The organism is Pseudoalteromonas sp. 13-15, from assembly GCF_001468205.2.
Classification (GTDB): domain Bacteria; phylum Pseudomonadota; class Gammaproteobacteria; order Enterobacterales; family Alteromonadaceae; genus Pseudoalteromonas; species Pseudoalteromonas marina.
Genome location: NZ_CP019162.1, coordinates 626189 through 643510, shown reverse-complemented (window position 1 = coordinate 643510; position 17322 = coordinate 626189). Strand labels below are relative to the sequence as shown.

Here is a 17322-nt window from a genome sequence, read left to right as displayed (position 1 = left end):
TTTTAACCTTTTTGCATTACCAGCTGAAGGCCCAGCCAAGCCATAAAAATACAGACCATCACATTTAAGATGATATTGAGGGCCATTTTAATAAAGTGACCTTGTTGTAACAACAACAACGAGTCCATTGAGAATGTTGAAAAGGTGGTTAATGCACCTAAAAAGCCAATACCGATAAGGGTTTTAGCGGGGCTTACAGTGATAATTTGTTTATCTATCAAACCGTATAAAACGCCCATTAACAATGAACCCAGAATATTAACCGCCAACGTACCAAAAGGGAATCCCCTACCAAGGAGTTTTAGCATGGTTTCGCTAATAAAAAATCGTAAACAAGCACCTGAAGCCCCGCCAAGGGCGATCATCATATAAAGTTTAATCATTTTCGTATCGTTTAAGTGGGCTCTGCGCGTCGCGCTCTTTTAGGTAATCGAGTTTTTGTTTAATTTTTTGCTCAAGGCCGCGATCGCTCGGTAGGTAATATTCCTTGCCGTCCATTTCTGGGGGTAAGTATTTTTCACCGGCGGCAAAGGCACCCTCTTCGTTATGCGCATAGCGGTATTCAGCACCATAGCCTAAGTCTTTCATTAAGTTGGTTGGTGCGTTTCGTAAATGCTCAGGCACTGGGTAACTTGGCTCGTTTTTGGCATCAGCTTTTGCTTGATTAAACGCCATATAAACCGCATTACTTTTGGGTGCGCTGGCCAAATATAAGGTGGCTTGTGCAATGGCGCGTTCGCCCTCACTTGGGCCTACACGCTGAAATATATCCCATGCGTTTAATGCCACTTCCATAGCCCGTGGGTCGGCGTTACCTATGTCTTCTGTGGCAATGGCAAGTAAACGTCTTGCTACATAAAGTGGGTCGCCGCCACCGGCTAAAATACGGCAATACCAATACAGCGCACCATCGGGTGAACTGCCTCGTACCGATTTATGAAAAGCCGAGATTAAATCGTAAAATTCATCGCCGCCTTTATCGTATTTAGCCAAATGCGTAGGCAGTACTTGGCTTAATACGTGCTCGTCTACGTTGTATGTGCCGTTATGCTCGGTGGTTAAATCAACCGCTTGCTCAAGTAGGTTTAATACTTTACGGGCATCGCCGCCGCTTGCTTGGCAAAGCGCCTTTTTGGCGTTATCGGCAATCACAATGTTTTTTTGGTTTAGTTGCTCATCTTGCTCAAGTGCGCGCTCTATTACTGTGTATAGGTCGCTCTCTTGTAATGACTTTAAAACATAAACGCGTGCACGCGATAAAATCGCATTATTAAGTGCAAATGAGGGGTTTTCGGTTGTCGCGCCTACAAATATAAACGTGCCGTCTTCTATGTGAGGTAAAAATGCATCTTGCTGCGATTTGTTAAAGCGGTGTACTTCATCCACAAACATTAAGGTGCGTTGCCCGCGGCTTTGTAGGTTATCGTGTGCTTGCGTTACGCTGTCGCGAATATCTTTTACGCCTGCGGTCACAGCCGACATTTGTATAAGCTCGGCATCGGCGTGGTTTGCAATAATTTGCGCCAAGGTTGTTTTGCCCACCCCTGGTGGCCCCCACAAAATTAAGCTGTGGCAGCGCCCTGCAAAAATAGCTTGATGCAAAGGTTTGTCGCTACTTAGTAAATGCTGCTGACCTATGTATTCATCAAGCGTTGTTGGGCGCATTCGCGCCGCAAGTGGGCGTACGTCGGGTCCAAAGTTAAAGCCTAAATTACTCACCGTGGCTTTGATCGTCTATTTCAACACCTTCTGGCGGTGTAAATTCAAATACTGTGGCATCAAGCTCGGTGTTTACTTTGGCATCGTTAAAAGTGAACGATGAAAGTTGGCCCGAGTTATCTGTCACTACTAATGTTGCAAGGCCTGCTTGGTTATCCACAAATGTAATATCTAACTGCTCTACTTGGCTTTCTACGCCTTTATTTGGCGTAACACTATAGCCAGACTCTGTTGCTTGAACACTGTATTTTTCCCATTGTGCTGGGTCTTTTGAGGTAAGTAATACAAACGGCGTTGAGTCTATTAAGCTGTGAGTATTCATTATGGTTACTTGCTCAGCAAAACTGTCGAAGTAATAGGTTTTATCACCATTAGATACAAATAAGGTGTCGTCTGGGTTGGTTTGTTCCCAGCGTATCATCATAGGTTGTTTAAGGGCGATTGTACCCTCGCCTTGCATTACGGCTTGGCCTTCTTTGTCTGTTACTTTTTGTGCAAACTGCGCTTTAAAGCTTTTAAGTGTTGCCAGTTTGTCTTGCAGTGCTTGGCTGTCGTCTGCAAAACTCGGTGCGGCAATTAAGCCACTCAATACTAATAATAAACTGTTTAATTTTTTCATTGGTTTGCTCCATTAGGTACTAATACATCGCGAGCACCATTATGACCTGGTGAACTTACGATACCTGATGTTTCCATTTGTTCTACTAAGCGTGCTGCACGGTTATAGCCTACGCGTAACTTACGTTGTACTGATGAAACCGATACCTTGCCTGTCTCAATTACAAATGCGACCGCTTCGTCGTAAAGTGGGTCTGACTCTTCATCTGCACTTTCACTTGCTTCACCGGGTAGTAAAATATCTTCAGTGGCATCGCCATTAAGAATTTCATCTATGTAATTAGGCTTAGCACGCGCTTTCCAATCGTTAACGACTGCATGTACTTCGTGGTCATCTACAAATGCGCCATGCACACGCTCTGGCACGCTTGTGCCTGGCGGTAAATAAAGCATGTCACCCATACCTAGTAAGTTTTCGGCTCCTTGCTGGTCAAGTATGGTGCGCGAATCTATTTTACTTGATACCTGAAACGCCATACGCGTTGGTATATTGGCTTTAATTAAGCCTGTTATTACATCAACTGACGGGCGCTGTGTCGCAAGTACTAAGTGAATCCCTGCTGCACGTGCTTTTTGCGCTATACGTGCAATAAGTTCTTCTACTTTTTTACCAACAATCATCATCATGTCGGCAAACTCATCAATTACCACAACAATGCTTGGTAGTTTTTCAAGCTCGTCGGGGCCGTCCTTCATACCGTCTGTGTCTTTAAAAAGTGGATCCATAATGGGGTAGCCCGCTTCTTTGGCATCAAGTACTTTTTGGTTGTAACCTTTTAAATTACGCACACCCAACGCCGACATTAATTTATAACGACGTTCCATTTCACCTACACACCAACGCAGCGCGTTAGCCGCTTCTTTCATGTCGGTAACAACTTCACATAATAAATGCGGTATCCCCTCGTAAACCGAAAGTTCAAGCATTTTAGGGTCAATCATGATCATACGTACATCATCTGGGCCCGATTTATACAGTAAGCTTAATATCATTACATTAACGCCCACTGACTTACCCGAGCCCGTTGTACCAGCTACCAATAAATGTGGCATTTTACCTAAATCGGCACATACAGGTTGCCCTGCAATGTCTTTACCTAACACCATGGTAAGCGGTGATGGATTTTGCTCAAATTTAGGCGCATTTATTACTTCAGACAAGCGTACTATTTCACGGTGTTTGTTAGGCAGCTCTATGCCTATGTAAGTTTTACCCGGAATAACTTCAACAACACGTACACTAATAGCTGAAAGCGAGCGGGCTAAATCTTTTGATAAACCGGTAATTTTAGACACCTTAATACCTGGTGCTAAATCAAGCTCAAATCGCGTTACAACAGGCCCAGGATATACACCAACTACTGTAGCTTGTACGTTAAAGTCGAGAAGTTTTGTCTCTACAAGGCGAGATACAACATCGAGCTCTTCTTGCGAAATTGGGTTTTTAGCTTTATCGGGTCTGTCGAGTAAATCAAGCGACGGTAAAGGGCCTGGTGGCGGCTCTTGGTCAAGCAGTTGTTCAAATTTTTCTTTTGCTGTTGGTGGTGGCTGATACGCAGGCTTTGCTTTAGGCATAGGCCTTGCTGGCGATACCACTGTTGTAACTGGTTTTTCAGGTTCTACAACTTGGCTTTGATCAAGCGCGTTTAGTGCCGCTGCCGTATCCATTGGTTCATCATCTATTGCACTAAAACCAATTTCTTGATCGAGTATATCGTCAAGCTCATCAAATGGGCTGTAGTCGTCACTGATTTGTGGCTCTGCAAAAGGTGTTTGCGGTTTATTAATGGCTTTTTGAGGTGCGTTGTTTTTCGCCTCTACTGGCGCTTCAAGCTGCTCTGTGAGATCGTCGTTAAACTGAGCATCTGCATTGTCATTATTTGTGTTTGCAGCAATTCGTTCTCTGTTTATCCAACCTTTTATGTACGAAGTAATAAAGCGATACAACCTAACCATTAAATCGCCTAGGTAATCTACAAAATCAACCCACGACACGCCCGTTAAAAGGGTTAATCCTGCAAAAAAGAAACACAATAGCAAAATTGATGTGCCGGTAAAATTAAACGCCGGCATCATGGCAGTCGCAATGACATCTCCCACTACCCCGCCTGATGAAAAATTATAAATATCGTCGAAGTTAATACTGCTAATTGCCGTAGCTGAGGTCACAAACAGGGCTAAGCCTATAATGCGAAGGGCTAATGTTGTGTAATCAAGCTGTAAAATACGGTGCGGCTGTTTAAACAATAAATAGCCGAATAACTGAATCGCCGCCGGAACTAAATACGCAAGCCATCCAAAAGTAAGCAGCAGTATATCGGCAACCCACGCACCGGCTGTGCCTGTAATATTTTTTACGTTTCTAAATTCGCCGGTTTGTGACCACGAAGGATCTGCCGGATCAAAACTGATTAAGGCACATAAAATAAATATTGCAGCAAAGGTACTGATAATCAGCCCTGTTTCTAATAGTCTTTGCACACCGTTTAGGCGCATAACTTCCTATCCCTCTTATTATTCTATTTATTACACTTCAACAGCAGTCAAATACCTTAGCAGGAAATGCAATTTGATGCACTTTATCTTAATGTGTATGGCCTGATTATGAACACGTTTTTATAAATTTGAGTCTGTTTACCCTTAACAGTTAAACTTATGCAATGTAAGGGCGAATAATTACGCCGTCTTCACCTTTTACTTCTTCCATAACTACATAGGTGCGACTTTCACTCACGTTTGGCAATTTTAAAAGAATGTCTCCTAATACACCACGGTATTCTGACATATCATTAACACGCGTTTTAAGTAAAAAATCAAAATTACCCGACACTAGGTGACATTCTATTATCTCTTCGTGCTTTTTCACGGCTGCACTAAACTCGTCAAATACGTCTGGCGAGGTTTTGGTAATCGTAACTTCTACATACACCGATAACCCCTGGCCTAACTTAGCCGGATCGACCACCGCTTTGTATCCGAGTATGTAACCTTCTCGCTCGAGCTTTTTTACGCGCTCTAGGCAGGGCGTGGCGCTCAGGCCAACTCGTCGGGCCAGTTCAACATTTGAAAGACGCCCATCATGTTGTAATTCCATCAAAATTTTACGGTCTATTCTGTCTAATAACTGATGCATAAGGCTCACTAGTTTTTTATTCTGTTTATTTTTATTATTTAGATAATAACACTAGATTGGCATTTAAAAAAGGTGAGACACACTGGCTTGTCATGAATATAATAGTGAAAAATTTCAATCCGTTCTTAATAAGGCAAATGTTATGATTATTGGTGTACCTAAAGAAATCAAAAACCATGAATACCGCGTAGGTATGGTTCCTGCTAGTGTTCGTGAATTAGTTAATCACGGCCACCAAGTGGTTGTAGAAACGAATGCAGGTATGGGTATTGGTTTTACAGATGAAGATTACACCCAAGCAGGTGCAGACATTTTAGCAACTGCGGCTGACGTTTTTGCAAACGCAGACATGATTGTAAAAGTAAAAGAACCACAAGCAGTTGAACGTGCAATGCTTCGTGAAGACCAAATTCTTTTCACTTACCTTCACCTTGCACCGGATCTTCCACAAACTGAAGACCTTGTTAAGAGCAAAGCGATTTGTATTGCTTATGAAACAGTAACTGACTCTCGTGGTGGTTTACCACTTTTAGCGCCAATGAGTGAAGTAGCTGGCCGTATGTCTATCCAAGCCGGTGCACAAGCCCTTGAAAAATCTAACCACGGTCGTGGTATGTTACTAGGCGGTGTACCGGGTGTTGAGCCGGCTAAAGTTGTTGTTATCGGCGGCGGCATGGTTGGTCGTAGCGCTGCACAAATGGCTGTAGGCCTAGGTGCTGATGTTGTAGTACTTGACCGTAATATCGATGTACTACGTGCACTAGACGCGCAATTTGGTAATAAAGTAAAAGCTATTTACTCAACGGCTGATGCACTTGAAAAACACGTACTAGAAGCAGATTTAGTTATTGGTGGCGTACTAATCCCTGGCGCTGCTGCTCCTAAGCTTGTAACAGCAGAGCACATCAAAGCAATGAAGCCTGGCGCTGCTATTGTTGACGTTGCAATCGACCAAGGCGGTTGTATCGCAACTTCTAAAGCAACCACACACGCTGATCCTACTTTCATCGTTGATGAAGTTGTTCACTACTGTGTTGCTAACATGCCGGGTGCTGTTCCTCGTACGTCTACATTTGCACTTAACAATGCAACATTGCCGTTTATCATTAACCTTGCAAACAAAGGTTACAAAAAGGCATTGCTAGACGACGCTAACTTCCTAAAAGGCTTAAATGTAATTAAAGGCCAAGTAACGTACAAAGAAGTTGCTGAAGCATTTAACATGGATTACGTTGACCCACGTACAGCGGTTGAAAACGCTTAATTAAGCGTTTGTACCAATAAAAAAAGCAGCTATAAAGCTGCTTTTTTTATGTCTAATTTAAATTCAATCTAAATAAACCGTTTAATAATAAAGTCTACTTTTACCCGTTTTGCTTGGCCAAGTAACTTTTTAACTGGCTGAGGGTAATCTTCCATGGTTTCTAAATCGTCTGGCCCTGTTAGTCGGCGACAGTGCTTAAGAATTTCATGCTTTTCGTTATCAATTGCTTGCATAATAGTTTGCTCAGGATCTTCAATTAATATCCCGTTTTCTATGTCTAAGCCCCATGCTCGTGGGTTTAGGTTATGCCCACTCAATAAATGCTTTGATCTATCTGCACATATTCCTTTTAAATGGAAAGAGTTATTGTCGTGTTTCCAAAGGTATACATTTAAGTTACCGTTATCTATATGGCGTTTTTGTGTTTTAACAAATTTATGCAAAATAGTTTCGTATAAATAAGGCAACGCACCAATTTTACTAAACGGCTCACTAGGTGGCATATAAAAATCATTAGCGGTTTTATCACCCACAACAATTGTAATATGTTTGCCTTGTTTCAAAAGCCTGCGTAACGAACGCATAAGCGGCGCAGGAAAATTGAAGTACGGTGTATAAAGTACTAACTCACGCTCTGTTGTATCAAAAAGGGCTTTGATCATACGATTAAGTTCGTTATGACGACGCCCAAGCCCTAAAAACAAACGAATATTTAACGCATTATTGCTTGCTTGCTCAGCCGACTTATAACTTGCTGCTTTTAGATCACGCATTAATTGCTTTTGTTCAAGTTTAAAGTCAATTAATCGCTTGAGCGGACGCGTGTCGATACGAGGCACTGCCACTGAACTCAATAGCTTTGATTCAATAAAGTCTATTACAGAGTCACACAGGCCTTTTTGCGTAATTAAAAAGTAACGGTCAAGCCTGTAGCGGTCACTGTGCTGTAAATACACATTATTTAAGCTAGCACCGCTGTAAAGCAACGTGTCGTCTATTACAAAACCTTTTAGGTGTAATACACCAAACAGCTCTTTCGCTTTTACCGGTACACCAAATACTTGTACATTTGATTTAAATTTTTCTAGATAGTCACAGTATAAACTTGCGTTCCCGTCTGATTTCTCAGCACCAATAAGCCCACGCTGGGCACGATGAAAATCGACCAGTACTTTTACTTCAAGTGCAGGGTTGGCTAAAGACGCATTGTGTAATGCCTCTAAAACTTCGCGGCCTGCTTCATCATCTTGCAAATAAAGCGCAGTAATATAAATGCGCTTTTTTGCGTTAGCGATTAAATTAAGTAATTGTGTGCGGTAATCTTGCGCATTGGTTAAGACGTTAACGTCTTTTGAAGTCAACCCAAATGCGGGTTTTTCCTGCCAAAATAACATAGTTGCCTATTCATTTAGGTCACATAATCTATCAGTGACAAATCAAAATTAGGTAAAACATAACAAAAAAAATCAAAGTGGTCATGAATTAACGACGTTTTGTTGCTTGTTAGTCTATTTATTGAGCTAGTTTACCCTGCAAGGCATAAAAGTATGTTTGTTTAGTACATAAAAATGAACAGGTTTTCGATTTACTAAAAAAAATAATCTCAGATTTTGTTTACTTCTGCCTTGTTTTTCTTAGAATCGAGCGCATTAATGACCGTATAGAATCGTTTAGGAAAATATCATGACTGAAGCAAAACATAGTAAGCTACTAATTTTAGGCTCTGGCCCAGCTGGTTACACAGCTGCAGTGTATGCAGCCCGTGCAAATTTAAACCCTGTTTTAATTACAGGTATGCAACAAGGTGGTCAATTGACTACTACCACTGAAGTTGAAAACTGGCCGGGTGATGCACACGGTTTAACAGGCCCTGCACTTATGGACCGCATGAAAGAGCATGCTGAACGCTTTGAAACCGAAATTGTGTTTGACCACATAAATAAAGTTGATGTTTCTAAACGCCCTTTCACACTAACTGGCGATCAAGGTACATACACATGTGATGCACTTATTATTGCTACAGGCGCATCTGCAAAATACTTAGGCTTAGAGTCTGAAACAAACTTCCAAGGTCGTGGTGTATCGGCGTGTGCAACATGTGATGGCTTTTTCTATAAAGGCCAAAAAGTAGCAGTAGTTGGTGGTGGTAATACCGCCGTTGAAGAAGCACTATACTTATCTAACATTGCTGATGAAGTCCATGTAATTCACCGTCGCGATAGTTTCCGTAGTGAAAAAATTCTTGCTGATCGTCTTACTGAAAAAGCGGCAAACGGCAACGTGGTAATGCACTACAACCGTACACTAGACGAAGTTTTGGGCGACCAAATGGGTGTAACAGGCATTCGCATTAAAGATGTAGCATCTGATACTACTGAAGATTTAGATTTGGCGGGTGTATTTATAGCAATTGGCCACAAACCAAACACAGATATGTTTGAAGGCCAGCTAGAAATGAAAGACGGCTACCTAGTTGTTGAGTCAGGTCTTAACGGTAACGCAACGCAAACAAGCGTACCAGGTGTTTTTGCTGCAGGTGATGTGTCTGACCATATTTACCGTCAAGCGATTACATCTGCTGGAACAGGCTGTATGGCAGCCCTTGATGCAGAGCGCTATTTAGACAACCTATAACGTTTATTTTTATAAAAGGGGCTGAACAATCAGCCCCTTTTTTTACGCCTAAAATATAGTTACACTTTTAAAACAAATTATAAAAAGTAAACACGTTATGACTAACCAGCTATACCAACTAAGTGATACAGATATAGCATTTCCCAATCCAGAATATGCATTATTTTCTCCAGACGGCCTACTAGCTGTGGGTGGTGACTTGAGCCTAGCTCGCCTTTGCAATGCTTATACTAATGGGATATTTCCTTGGTTTAGCGATAACGAACCTATTATGTGGTGGTCACCAAGTGAACGTGGCATTGTGGAGTTAAATGAGTTTCATGTTAGTAAAAGTTTACGTAAGCACCTAAAAAAATACCCCGTAACAGTGACAGTTAATAACGCCTTTGTTGAAGTCATTGAAGCATGCCGTGACCAACGCATTGATACCGACGGTACTTGGATCACTACTGATATGCTTAGTGCTTACATAAATGCTCATCATGCAGGCATAGCGCACAGCTTAGAGGTGTGGCGCAACGGAGAGCTTGCAGGTGGACTGTATGGAATTATGCAAAATGGTGTCTTTTGTGGCGAATCGATGTTTCATCATCAAACTAATTGTTCTAAATTAGCTATGTGGGCGCTTGTGAATTGGTTAAAAAACCATGATGCTCATTTTATTGATTGCCAACTCGAAAACCCATATTTGATGAGTTTGGGAGCAAAAGTTATTCCTCGAACTGATTTTTTAGCTAAACTTAACACTGCACTTACCTATAACGTTAATCCTACTATGTGGGAACCACAGGAACTTATTGCAATCTATGAATGAAAACCTGACAGCCCGTGTTGGTTTAAGCCAAGAATTTGCGTGTAGTTATCTGCCCAACAGGCGCGAGCAACTATTAGTTATATTAGATCCCACTTATTATTGCTCAGAAAAGTTCGAATCTTTGTTAGCAGTCGGCTTTAGGCGCAGTGGTAACCAAATATACCGCCCTCACTGCCCCGTTTGCAGTGCATGTAACTCTGTTCGTGTTTTAGCGCAAGAATTTATGCCATCAAAATCACAAAAACGTAAACTAAACAAAGCAAAAACACAGTTTACGGTCACTTACTCTACTAGCGAACGAGCAGAGTATTATCCGCTGTACAGTAAATATATAACTATGCGCCATCAAGACGGCAGCATGTACCCACCACAGCCTGAACAATTTCAAAGCTTTTTATTTTGCAGTTGGCTTGAAATCACATTTATCGAACTTTGGCATCAAGACACTTTAGTAGGTGTAGCTGTAACCGATTGTATGGACAACGCTATTTCTGCTATTTACACGTTTTTTGACCCTGACTTTGAGCACTATAGTTTAGGGTCAATTATGATATTAGAGCAGCTAAAATTTGCTAAAGCGCAAAATAAACAATTTGTGTATTTGGGCTATCAAATTGATGAGTGCACCAAAATGAAGTATAAAACTCAGTTTTTACCCGCACAAAAACAGCTTAATGATGAGTGGGTGGCTATTTAATTTGCAAATATAGCCCCTGCGCCTTTACTTATTGGTGTATTTTGGGCAAAATCTGCAGCGTTTAACTATTAAAGAGGTGTTACGCTAAACATGGCGAAAGAAGACGTAATCGAAATGCAAGGGACTGTCCTTGATACTTTACCAAATACAATGTTCCGAGTTGAGCTAGAAAATGGTCACGTAGTTGTGGCTCATATTTCAGGTAAAATGCGCAAAAACTATATCCGTATTTTAACCGGCGATAAAGTAACGGTAGAAATGACTCCTTACGATTTATCGAAAGGTCGTATCGTATTCCGTGCTCGCTAAGTAAGTGCGTAAACGAGATTTAGTTTTTGGCTAGTGTGTAACTAGCTTTAAGCGTTTATTAAATGTAATTGATGGACTTTGACTAGCAATTACATTTAATAAACAAAAAACCCAGCTTTTGCTGGGTTTTTTGTTGCCTAAAATAAAAAATGGCCCGGTATTACAAGCGAGCCATTTAGAGTCTTATGCCGTTTATGCTGGTGTTAAACTACTTTCGTAATCAAAACGGATTTTCTTGTCTTTTACCGACACCTTCACTGTGCCGCCATCAGCCAACTTACCAAACAGTATTTCGTTTGCGAGTGGCTTTTTGAGCTCTTCTTGAATAACACGCGCCATTGGGCGAGCACCCATCGCTTTATCGTAGCCTTTTTCAGCTAACCATTCACGTGCCTTAGAGGTCAATTCAAAATTAACCGACTTCTTATCAAGCTGTGCCTGCAGTTCAACAATAAATTTATCAACCACCAACAAAATAACTTCACGTTCAAGATGGTTAAACCAAATAATGTTATCTAAGCGGTTTCTAAACTCTGGTGAAAATGTTTTGTTAATTTCACCCATTGCATCGTGTGTATGATCCTGCTCACTAAAGCCAATTGACTTGCGAGTTGTTTCTTGCACGCCGGCATTAGTGGTCATTACCAGCACAACATTTCTAAAGTCAGCTTTACGGCCATTGTTGTCGGTTAATGTACCGTGATCCATTACCTGCAATAAAATGTTGTAAATATCTGGATGCGCTTTTTCAATCTCATCGAGTAAAACCACCGCATGAGGGTTCTTAATAACAGCCTCGGTTAGCAAACCGCCCTGCTCAAAACCAACATAACCTGGCGGTGCACCAATTAAGCGGCTAATTGCATGACGCTCAACATATTCCGACATATCAAAACGAATAAACTCAACACCCATGCACTTTGCAAGCTGCTTAGTTACCTCTGTTTTACCAACACCGGTTGGACCAGCGAATAAGAAAGAACCCACTGGTTTTTCTTCACTTGTTAGCCCTGAACGTGACAAACGGATTGCCGATGTAAGTGCATCAATTGACTGATCTTGACCAAACACCAACATTTTAAGATTACGATCAATATTTTTAAGCGTTTCTTTGTCCGATGACGATACATTTTGTGGTGGAATGCGCGCCATTTTGGATATGATCATTTCAATGTCTGATACACCAATGGTTTTTTTACGTTTAGAGCTTGGCTGCAAACGCTGGTTTGCACCGGCTTCATCTATTACGTCAATGGCTTTATCAGGTAAGTGACGCTCGTTAATGTACTTAGCACTCAGCTCAGCCGCAGCTTTTAACGCTTTTTGTGTGTAACGAATACCATGGTGTTCTTCATAGCGATCTTTTAGGCCATTCAGAATTTTAGTGGTATCGGCAACACTTGGCTCAAGTACATCAATTTTTTGAAAACGACGAACTAATGCACGGTCTTTTTCAAAAATATTTTTATACTCATTGTAAGTTGTTGAACCCATACAACGGAGCTTGCCACTTGAAAGTAATGGCTTAAGCAAGTTAGACGCATCCATAACCCCACCTGATGCAGCGCCTGCCCCAATGATGGTATGAATTTCATCAATAAATAAAATAGAGCCTGGTTTTGCTTGTAGCTCTTTTAATAAACTTTTAAAACGTTTTTCAAAATCGCCACGATATTTTGTACCAGCAAGTAATGCACCCATGTCTAACGAGTACACTACTGCATCTGCAATCACTTCAGGCACTTGCTCGTTAACAATACGATAAGCTAACCCCTCAGCAATCGCTGTTTTACCCACTCCTGCTTCACCTACAAGCAATGGGTTATTCTTTTTACGACGACACAACACTTGTACCGCACGTTCAACTTCACTGTCACGGCCAATCAATGGATCAATATTACCATCGCGTGCTTGCGCATTTAAGTTAGTAGTGAAGCTGTCTAGCTTGCTGACCTCTTCATTTTGAACTTCTTGCACTTCTTCGTTTATGTCGTCCGTATCGTCGCCTAAATCATCATCGGTTTTTGAAATCCCATGAGAAATAAAGTTAACAATGTCTAAGCGCGAAACATCATTTTTCTTAAGCAGATAAACGGCTTGGCTTTCTTGCTCAGAAAAAATAGCAACCAACACATTTACGCCGGTAACTTCGTTTTTACCTGATGATTGAACATGAAACACTGCACGCTGCAATACTCGTTGAAAACCAAGCGTAGGTTGTGTTTCACGCTCTTCTTCTAAATCGGGGATAACCGGTGTTGTTTCATCAATAAATTCAAGCAATTCGTATTTTAAGCCTGAAATGTTAACACCACACGCATTTAGCGCTTCTGAAGCAGAAGGGTTATCTAATAGCGCAAGTAAAAGGTGCTCGACAGTCATAAACTCATGACGGCGAGTGCGCGCTTCACGAAACGCGGCATTTAATGTAAGTTCTAAGTCTTTGTTTAGCATTGGCAACCCCTTACTGAGATAATAATGTATACCACAACAAACAGGTGTGTGATCACCCTAGTTGGTATTTATTCCTGCTCACAACTACAAAGCAGCGGATGCTCGTTATCACGCGAGTAGCGGTTAACTTGTTCAACTTTGGTATAAGCTACATCAGCGCTGTAAACGCCACAAATGCCTTTACCTTTTTCGTGAACTTGAAGCATCACGTCGGTTGCTCTATCGCTATCCATATTAAAAAACGTCGTTAAAACTTCTATTACAAAGTCCATCGGCGTGTAATCGTCATTATTTAAAACAACTTTGTATTTTCGCGGCGGCTGTAGCTTTTGCTTTTCGCTGTCGCGAACTGTATCGATAACACCTGAATCTTTCATACCACTCATAATTAAATATAGTCTTGTCTTAGGAACTCAAGCAAACTTGAATAAAAAATAAATAAAATGTTAAAAAATAGCTCAAAAAGCTTGACTGATTGATTAAATAAACTACAGTCAAACATAGGTTGATTAATCCTTAATCAGTCTAGCAAATAATATGGTTTAGAATAACTAAATTAGTCAACTTATTGAAGGATGTAGAAGTATGGCTTGTGGTAAAGTTAAATGGTTTAACAATGCTAAAGGTTTTGGTTTCATCGTTGAAGACGGCTGCGAGAATGATATTTTCGCCCATTACTCTACAATTGTAATGGACGGTTATAAAACGCTTAAAGCTGGACAAGATGTAACATTCGAATTAGAACAAGGCCCCAAGGGCTTGCACGCTAAAAATATTGCCTTAGACGGCGACATTTTAGAGTGACGGTTGTTTTATTCGACTAAAGCGAGCGACCTATTAGGCTCCTCGCTTAATTCCTCACACTTCTATTTACCCACACCGATATAAATTGTTTCTTTTTCTTTATTTTCAACCCTTATCCTTGATTTTATTTCATATACCCCAATATTCTAAGAGTTGACCGTTTAACTGCTTGTGAGCAGGCTCAAACTCTAGCCCTTTGTATTCAAGCTTGTTACACTCTTGGTGCTAAAAATTAGGCAAAACATAGCAACTAGCTCAACTTGCTGAGCACATAAAATATACTAGTCTAAAGGCTAATTTATTTTTATTATATTTTTAGCTATAAATATGACCACAGTTCGTCAGGTGTGACTATTCTGCTTTAACTGTAAAGCTACACGAGTACCAACACCTAACAAACTATTCATTATCTGAACGTATATATTAAAACACTATGATATGTACTCTCTCAGCTTTAATGATTTCTTTGCATTGTTGAATAAGGCCAATTGGCCGACTATCTAGGAATGATGATGACATCAAAAATTATCTATACAAAAACGGACGAAGCTCCGGCACTAGCAACTTACTCGTTGCTACCGATCATCCAAGCATATACAAATGCAGCAGGTGTTGAAGTTGAAACTCGCGATATCTCATTAGCAGGTCGTGTAATTGCTAGCTTCCCTGATTATTTAACAGAAGAACAACGTATTGGTGATGCACTTGCTGAACTAGGTGAGCTTGCAAAAACACCTGAAGCTAATATCATCAAACTTCCAAACATTAGTGCTTCAGTTCCACAGTTACGCGCTGTAATAAAAGAGCTTCAAGCAAAAGGCTATGCCCTTCCAGATTATCCTGTTGAGCCTAAAAACGACGAAGAAAAAGCAATTCAAGCTGCATACGACAAAGTTAAAGGTAGTGCGGTAAACCCTGTATTACGTGAAGGTAACTCTGACCGCCGTGCACCTGGCTCTGTAAAAGAGTACGCACGCAATAACCCACATTCAATGGGCGCGTGGAGCAAAGACTCTGCCTCTTACGTTGCAAGCATGAGCGAAGGCGATTTCTTTGGTTCAGAGCAATCAACAACTATCGAAGAAGCAACTGACGTGCGCATCGAGCATGTTGCTATAAACGGTGATACAACTGTTCTTAAACAAAGCACACCACTACTAGCTGGTGAAGTAATTGATGCTTCTCGCATAAGTGCTGCTAAGCTACAGGCTTTTTTAGCTGCTGAAATTGATGCTGCCAAAGAAAAAGGCGTTTTATTTTCGCTTCACATGAAAGCGACAATGATGAAAGTGTCTGACCCAATCATATTTGGTCACGCTGTTAAAGTATTCTATAAAGACGTATTTGCAAAACACGGTGAGCTTTTTGAAGAGCTAGGTGTTGATGTTAATAACGGTTTAGGCGATGTTTACTCTAAAATTCAAACATTAGACGATGCTAAACGCGCTGAAATTGAAGCCGATATTCAAGCTGTATATGCTGACCGCCCTGCTATTGCTATGGTTGATTCTGACCGTGGTATCACAAACTTACACGTGCCAAGTGATGTGATCATCGATGCATCTATGCCTGCTGCAATCCGTTCAAGCGGTCAAATGTGGAACAATGACGGTAAATTACAAGACACAAGTTTTGTAATTCCTGATCGTTGTTATTCTGGCGTTTATCAAGCAACTATTGATTTTTGTAAAGAACACGGTGCGTTTGATCCAACGACAATGGGTAGCGTTCCAAACGTTGGCCTTATGGCTCAAAAAGCAGAAGAATACGGTTCACACGACAAGACGTTCGAAGCAAAAGCAGCGGGTACTATTCGTGTAGTTGATACAGCAGGTAATACGCTTCTTGAGCACAGTGTTGAGCAAGGCGATATCTGGCGTATGTGCCAGGTTAAAGATGCACCAATCCAAGATTGGGTTAAACTTGCTGTTAACCGTGCACGTGCTACTGGCGTTCCTGCTATTTTTTGGTTAGACGAAAATCGTGCACACGATGCTCAGCTAATCAAAAAAGTAAATAAATACCTACCAGATCACGACACAGCTGGCCTAGATATTCAAATTTTAGCTCCACTTGAAGCCACTTTATTCTCTTTAGGTCGCATTAAAGAAGGTAAAGATACTATTTCTGTAACAGGTAACGTACTACGTGATTACCTAACAGATTTGTTCCCAATTTTAGAGCTGGGCACAAGTGCTAAAATGCTTTCAATTGTTCCACTTATGAACGGTGGTGGCTTATTTGAAACTGGCGCAGGTGGTTCTGCACCTAAGCACGTTCAGCAGTTTGAAAAAGAAAACCACTTACGTTGGGATTCTCTAGGTGAGTTTTTAGCACTTGCAGCATCACTAGAGCATTTAAGTGTAACTACAGGTAACAACAAGGCTCAAGTACTTGCAGATACGCTTGATAAAGCGACGGGTACTTTCCTTGCTGAAAACAAATCGCCTTCACGTAAAGTTAAAGAAATCGATAACCGTGGTTCTCATTTCTTCTTATCTTTATTTTGGGCTCAAGAACTTGCTAAGCAAAATGACGATAGCGAACTTAAAGCACAGTTCACTCAAATTGCGAGCGATTTAGAAGCAAATAAAGACGCGATCGTAAACGAATTAAACGATGCTCAAGGCCCAGCAGTTGAACTAGGTGGTTACTTCCAGCCTAACGACGCAGCCGCTTTTGAAGCAATGCGTCCAAGCACTACATTTAACGATATCCTTGCTAAATTAGTGTAATAAATAGTAAAAATAAAACCGCTTACTTATAAAAGTAAGCGGTTTTTTTATGCCTATGAAAAAGGCCGCTTAATGCGACCTTTTAAAGTTAATATCAACTCGCTTAATCAAATCCCAATTGTCGGGTTGATATAACGCTTA

Annotated in this window: 15 protein-coding genes; 7 read left to right on the top strand and 8 right to left on the bottom strand. The window is 41.0% G+C overall.

The window, feature by feature from the left end; translation table 11 throughout:
• Positions 1 to 2: 2 nt before the first annotated feature.
• The 5 genes from crcB to lrp all read right to left on the bottom strand — a co-directional run bounded on the left by crcB (position 3) and on the right by lrp (position 5470).
• Entirely contained in the window at positions 3 to 383 is a 381-nt protein-coding gene (gene crcB / locus ATS72_RS03020; RefSeq protein WP_010556384.1) for a fluoride efflux transporter CrcB, read from the bottom strand.
• Positions 376 to 1719: a replication-associated recombination protein A gene (locus ATS72_RS03015; protein WP_058428807.1), complete on the bottom strand. Its 1344-nt coding sequence runs from the start codon at positions 1717 to 1719 to the stop codon at positions 376 to 378. Before ATS72_RS03015 ends, crcB begins: the two co-directional genes overlap by 8 nt.
• Complete coding sequence (gene lolA, locus ATS72_RS03010) at positions 1712 to 2338, bottom strand: outer membrane lipoprotein chaperone LolA (RefSeq protein WP_010556382.1); 627 nt, start codon at positions 2336 to 2338, stop codon at positions 1712 to 1714. The genes ATS72_RS03015 and lolA overlap by 8 nt, the downstream gene beginning before the upstream one ends.
• Positions 2335 to 4833: a DNA translocase FtsK gene (locus ATS72_RS03005; RefSeq protein ID WP_058428806.1), complete on the bottom strand. Its 2499-nt coding sequence runs from the start codon at positions 4831 to 4833 to the stop codon at positions 2335 to 2337. Before ATS72_RS03005 ends, lolA begins: the two co-directional genes overlap by 4 nt.
• Positions 4834 to 4990: 157 nt before the next feature.
• A complete protein-coding gene (gene lrp, locus ATS72_RS03000) occupies positions 4991 to 5470 on the bottom strand; it encodes a leucine-responsive transcriptional regulator Lrp (protein ID WP_006792871.1) in 480 nt (159 codons plus the stop codon).
• Between the two features lie 142 nt (positions 5471 to 5612).
• On the opposite strand from lrp, the gene ald reads away from it, so the two are divergent.
• On the top strand, positions 5613 to 6734 hold the full coding sequence (ald, locus tag ATS72_RS02995) for an alanine dehydrogenase (RefSeq protein WP_006792872.1): 1122 nt from the start codon (positions 5613 to 5615) through the stop codon (positions 6732 to 6734).
• Positions 6735 to 6802: 68 nt separating this feature from the next.
• Here the strand turns inward: ald and pssA are convergent, their stop codons facing one another.
• Complete coding sequence (pssA, locus tag ATS72_RS02990) at positions 6803 to 8128, bottom strand: CDP-diacylglycerol--serine O-phosphatidyltransferase (RefSeq protein ID WP_058428805.1); 1326 nt, start codon at positions 8126 to 8128, stop codon at positions 6803 to 6805.
• A gap of 289 nt (positions 8129 to 8417) precedes the next feature.
• Here pssA and trxB point away from each other — a divergent pair, with 289 nt between their 5' ends.
• The 4 genes from trxB (at position 8418) to infA (ending at position 11188) form a co-directional block, all read left to right on the top strand.
• Entirely contained in the window at positions 8418 to 9368 is a 951-nt protein-coding gene (gene trxB / locus ATS72_RS02985; RefSeq protein WP_058428804.1) for a thioredoxin-disulfide reductase, read from the top strand.
• Between the two features lie 97 nt (positions 9369 to 9465).
• Complete coding sequence (aat, locus tag ATS72_RS02980; protein WP_058428803.1) at positions 9466 to 10182, top strand: leucyl/phenylalanyl-tRNA--protein transferase; 717 nt, start codon at positions 9466 to 9468, stop codon at positions 10180 to 10182.
• Positions 10175 to 10879, top strand: coding sequence for an arginyltransferase (locus ATS72_RS02975; RefSeq protein ID WP_039037126.1), 705 nt, complete (start codon positions 10175 to 10177; stop codon positions 10877 to 10879). The genes aat and ATS72_RS02975 overlap by 8 nt, the downstream gene beginning before the upstream one ends.
• Positions 10880 to 10969: 90 nt before the next feature.
• Complete coding sequence (gene infA, locus ATS72_RS02970) at positions 10970 to 11188, top strand: translation initiation factor IF-1 (RefSeq protein WP_002962494.1); 219 nt, start codon at positions 10970 to 10972, stop codon at positions 11186 to 11188.
• 192 nt (positions 11189 to 11380) lie between these two features.
• Here the strand turns inward: infA and clpA are convergent, their stop codons facing one another.
• Both clpA and clpS read right to left on the bottom strand, forming a co-directional pair.
• Positions 11381 to 13642, bottom strand: a complete 2262-nt coding sequence (gene clpA, locus ATS72_RS02965; protein ID WP_010556376.1) for an ATP-dependent Clp protease ATP-binding subunit ClpA — start codon at positions 13640 to 13642, stop codon at positions 11381 to 11383.
• Between the two features lie 68 nt (positions 13643 to 13710).
• Positions 13711 to 14019 carry an ATP-dependent Clp protease adapter ClpS gene (gene clpS, locus ATS72_RS02960; protein ID WP_021032429.1) on the bottom strand — a complete coding sequence of 103 codons (309 nt, stop codon included), beginning with the start codon at positions 14017 to 14019 and terminating at the stop codon, positions 13711 to 13713.
• A gap of 208 nt (positions 14020 to 14227) precedes the next feature.
• Here clpS and cspD point away from each other — a divergent pair, with 208 nt between their 5' ends.
• Both cspD and ATS72_RS02950 read left to right on the top strand, forming a co-directional pair.
• Positions 14228 to 14446 carry a cold shock domain-containing protein CspD gene (gene cspD / locus ATS72_RS02955; RefSeq protein ID WP_006792879.1) on the top strand — a complete coding sequence of 73 codons (219 nt, stop codon included), beginning with the start codon at positions 14228 to 14230 and terminating at the stop codon, positions 14444 to 14446.
• Between the two features lie 512 nt (positions 14447 to 14958).
• The gene (locus tag ATS72_RS02950; RefSeq protein WP_058428802.1) at positions 14959 to 17181 is read left to right on the top strand and encodes an NADP-dependent isocitrate dehydrogenase; all 2223 of its coding nucleotides are present in this window, start codon (positions 14959 to 14961) and stop codon (positions 17179 to 17181) included.
• Positions 17182 to 17322: the final 141 nt, after the last annotated feature.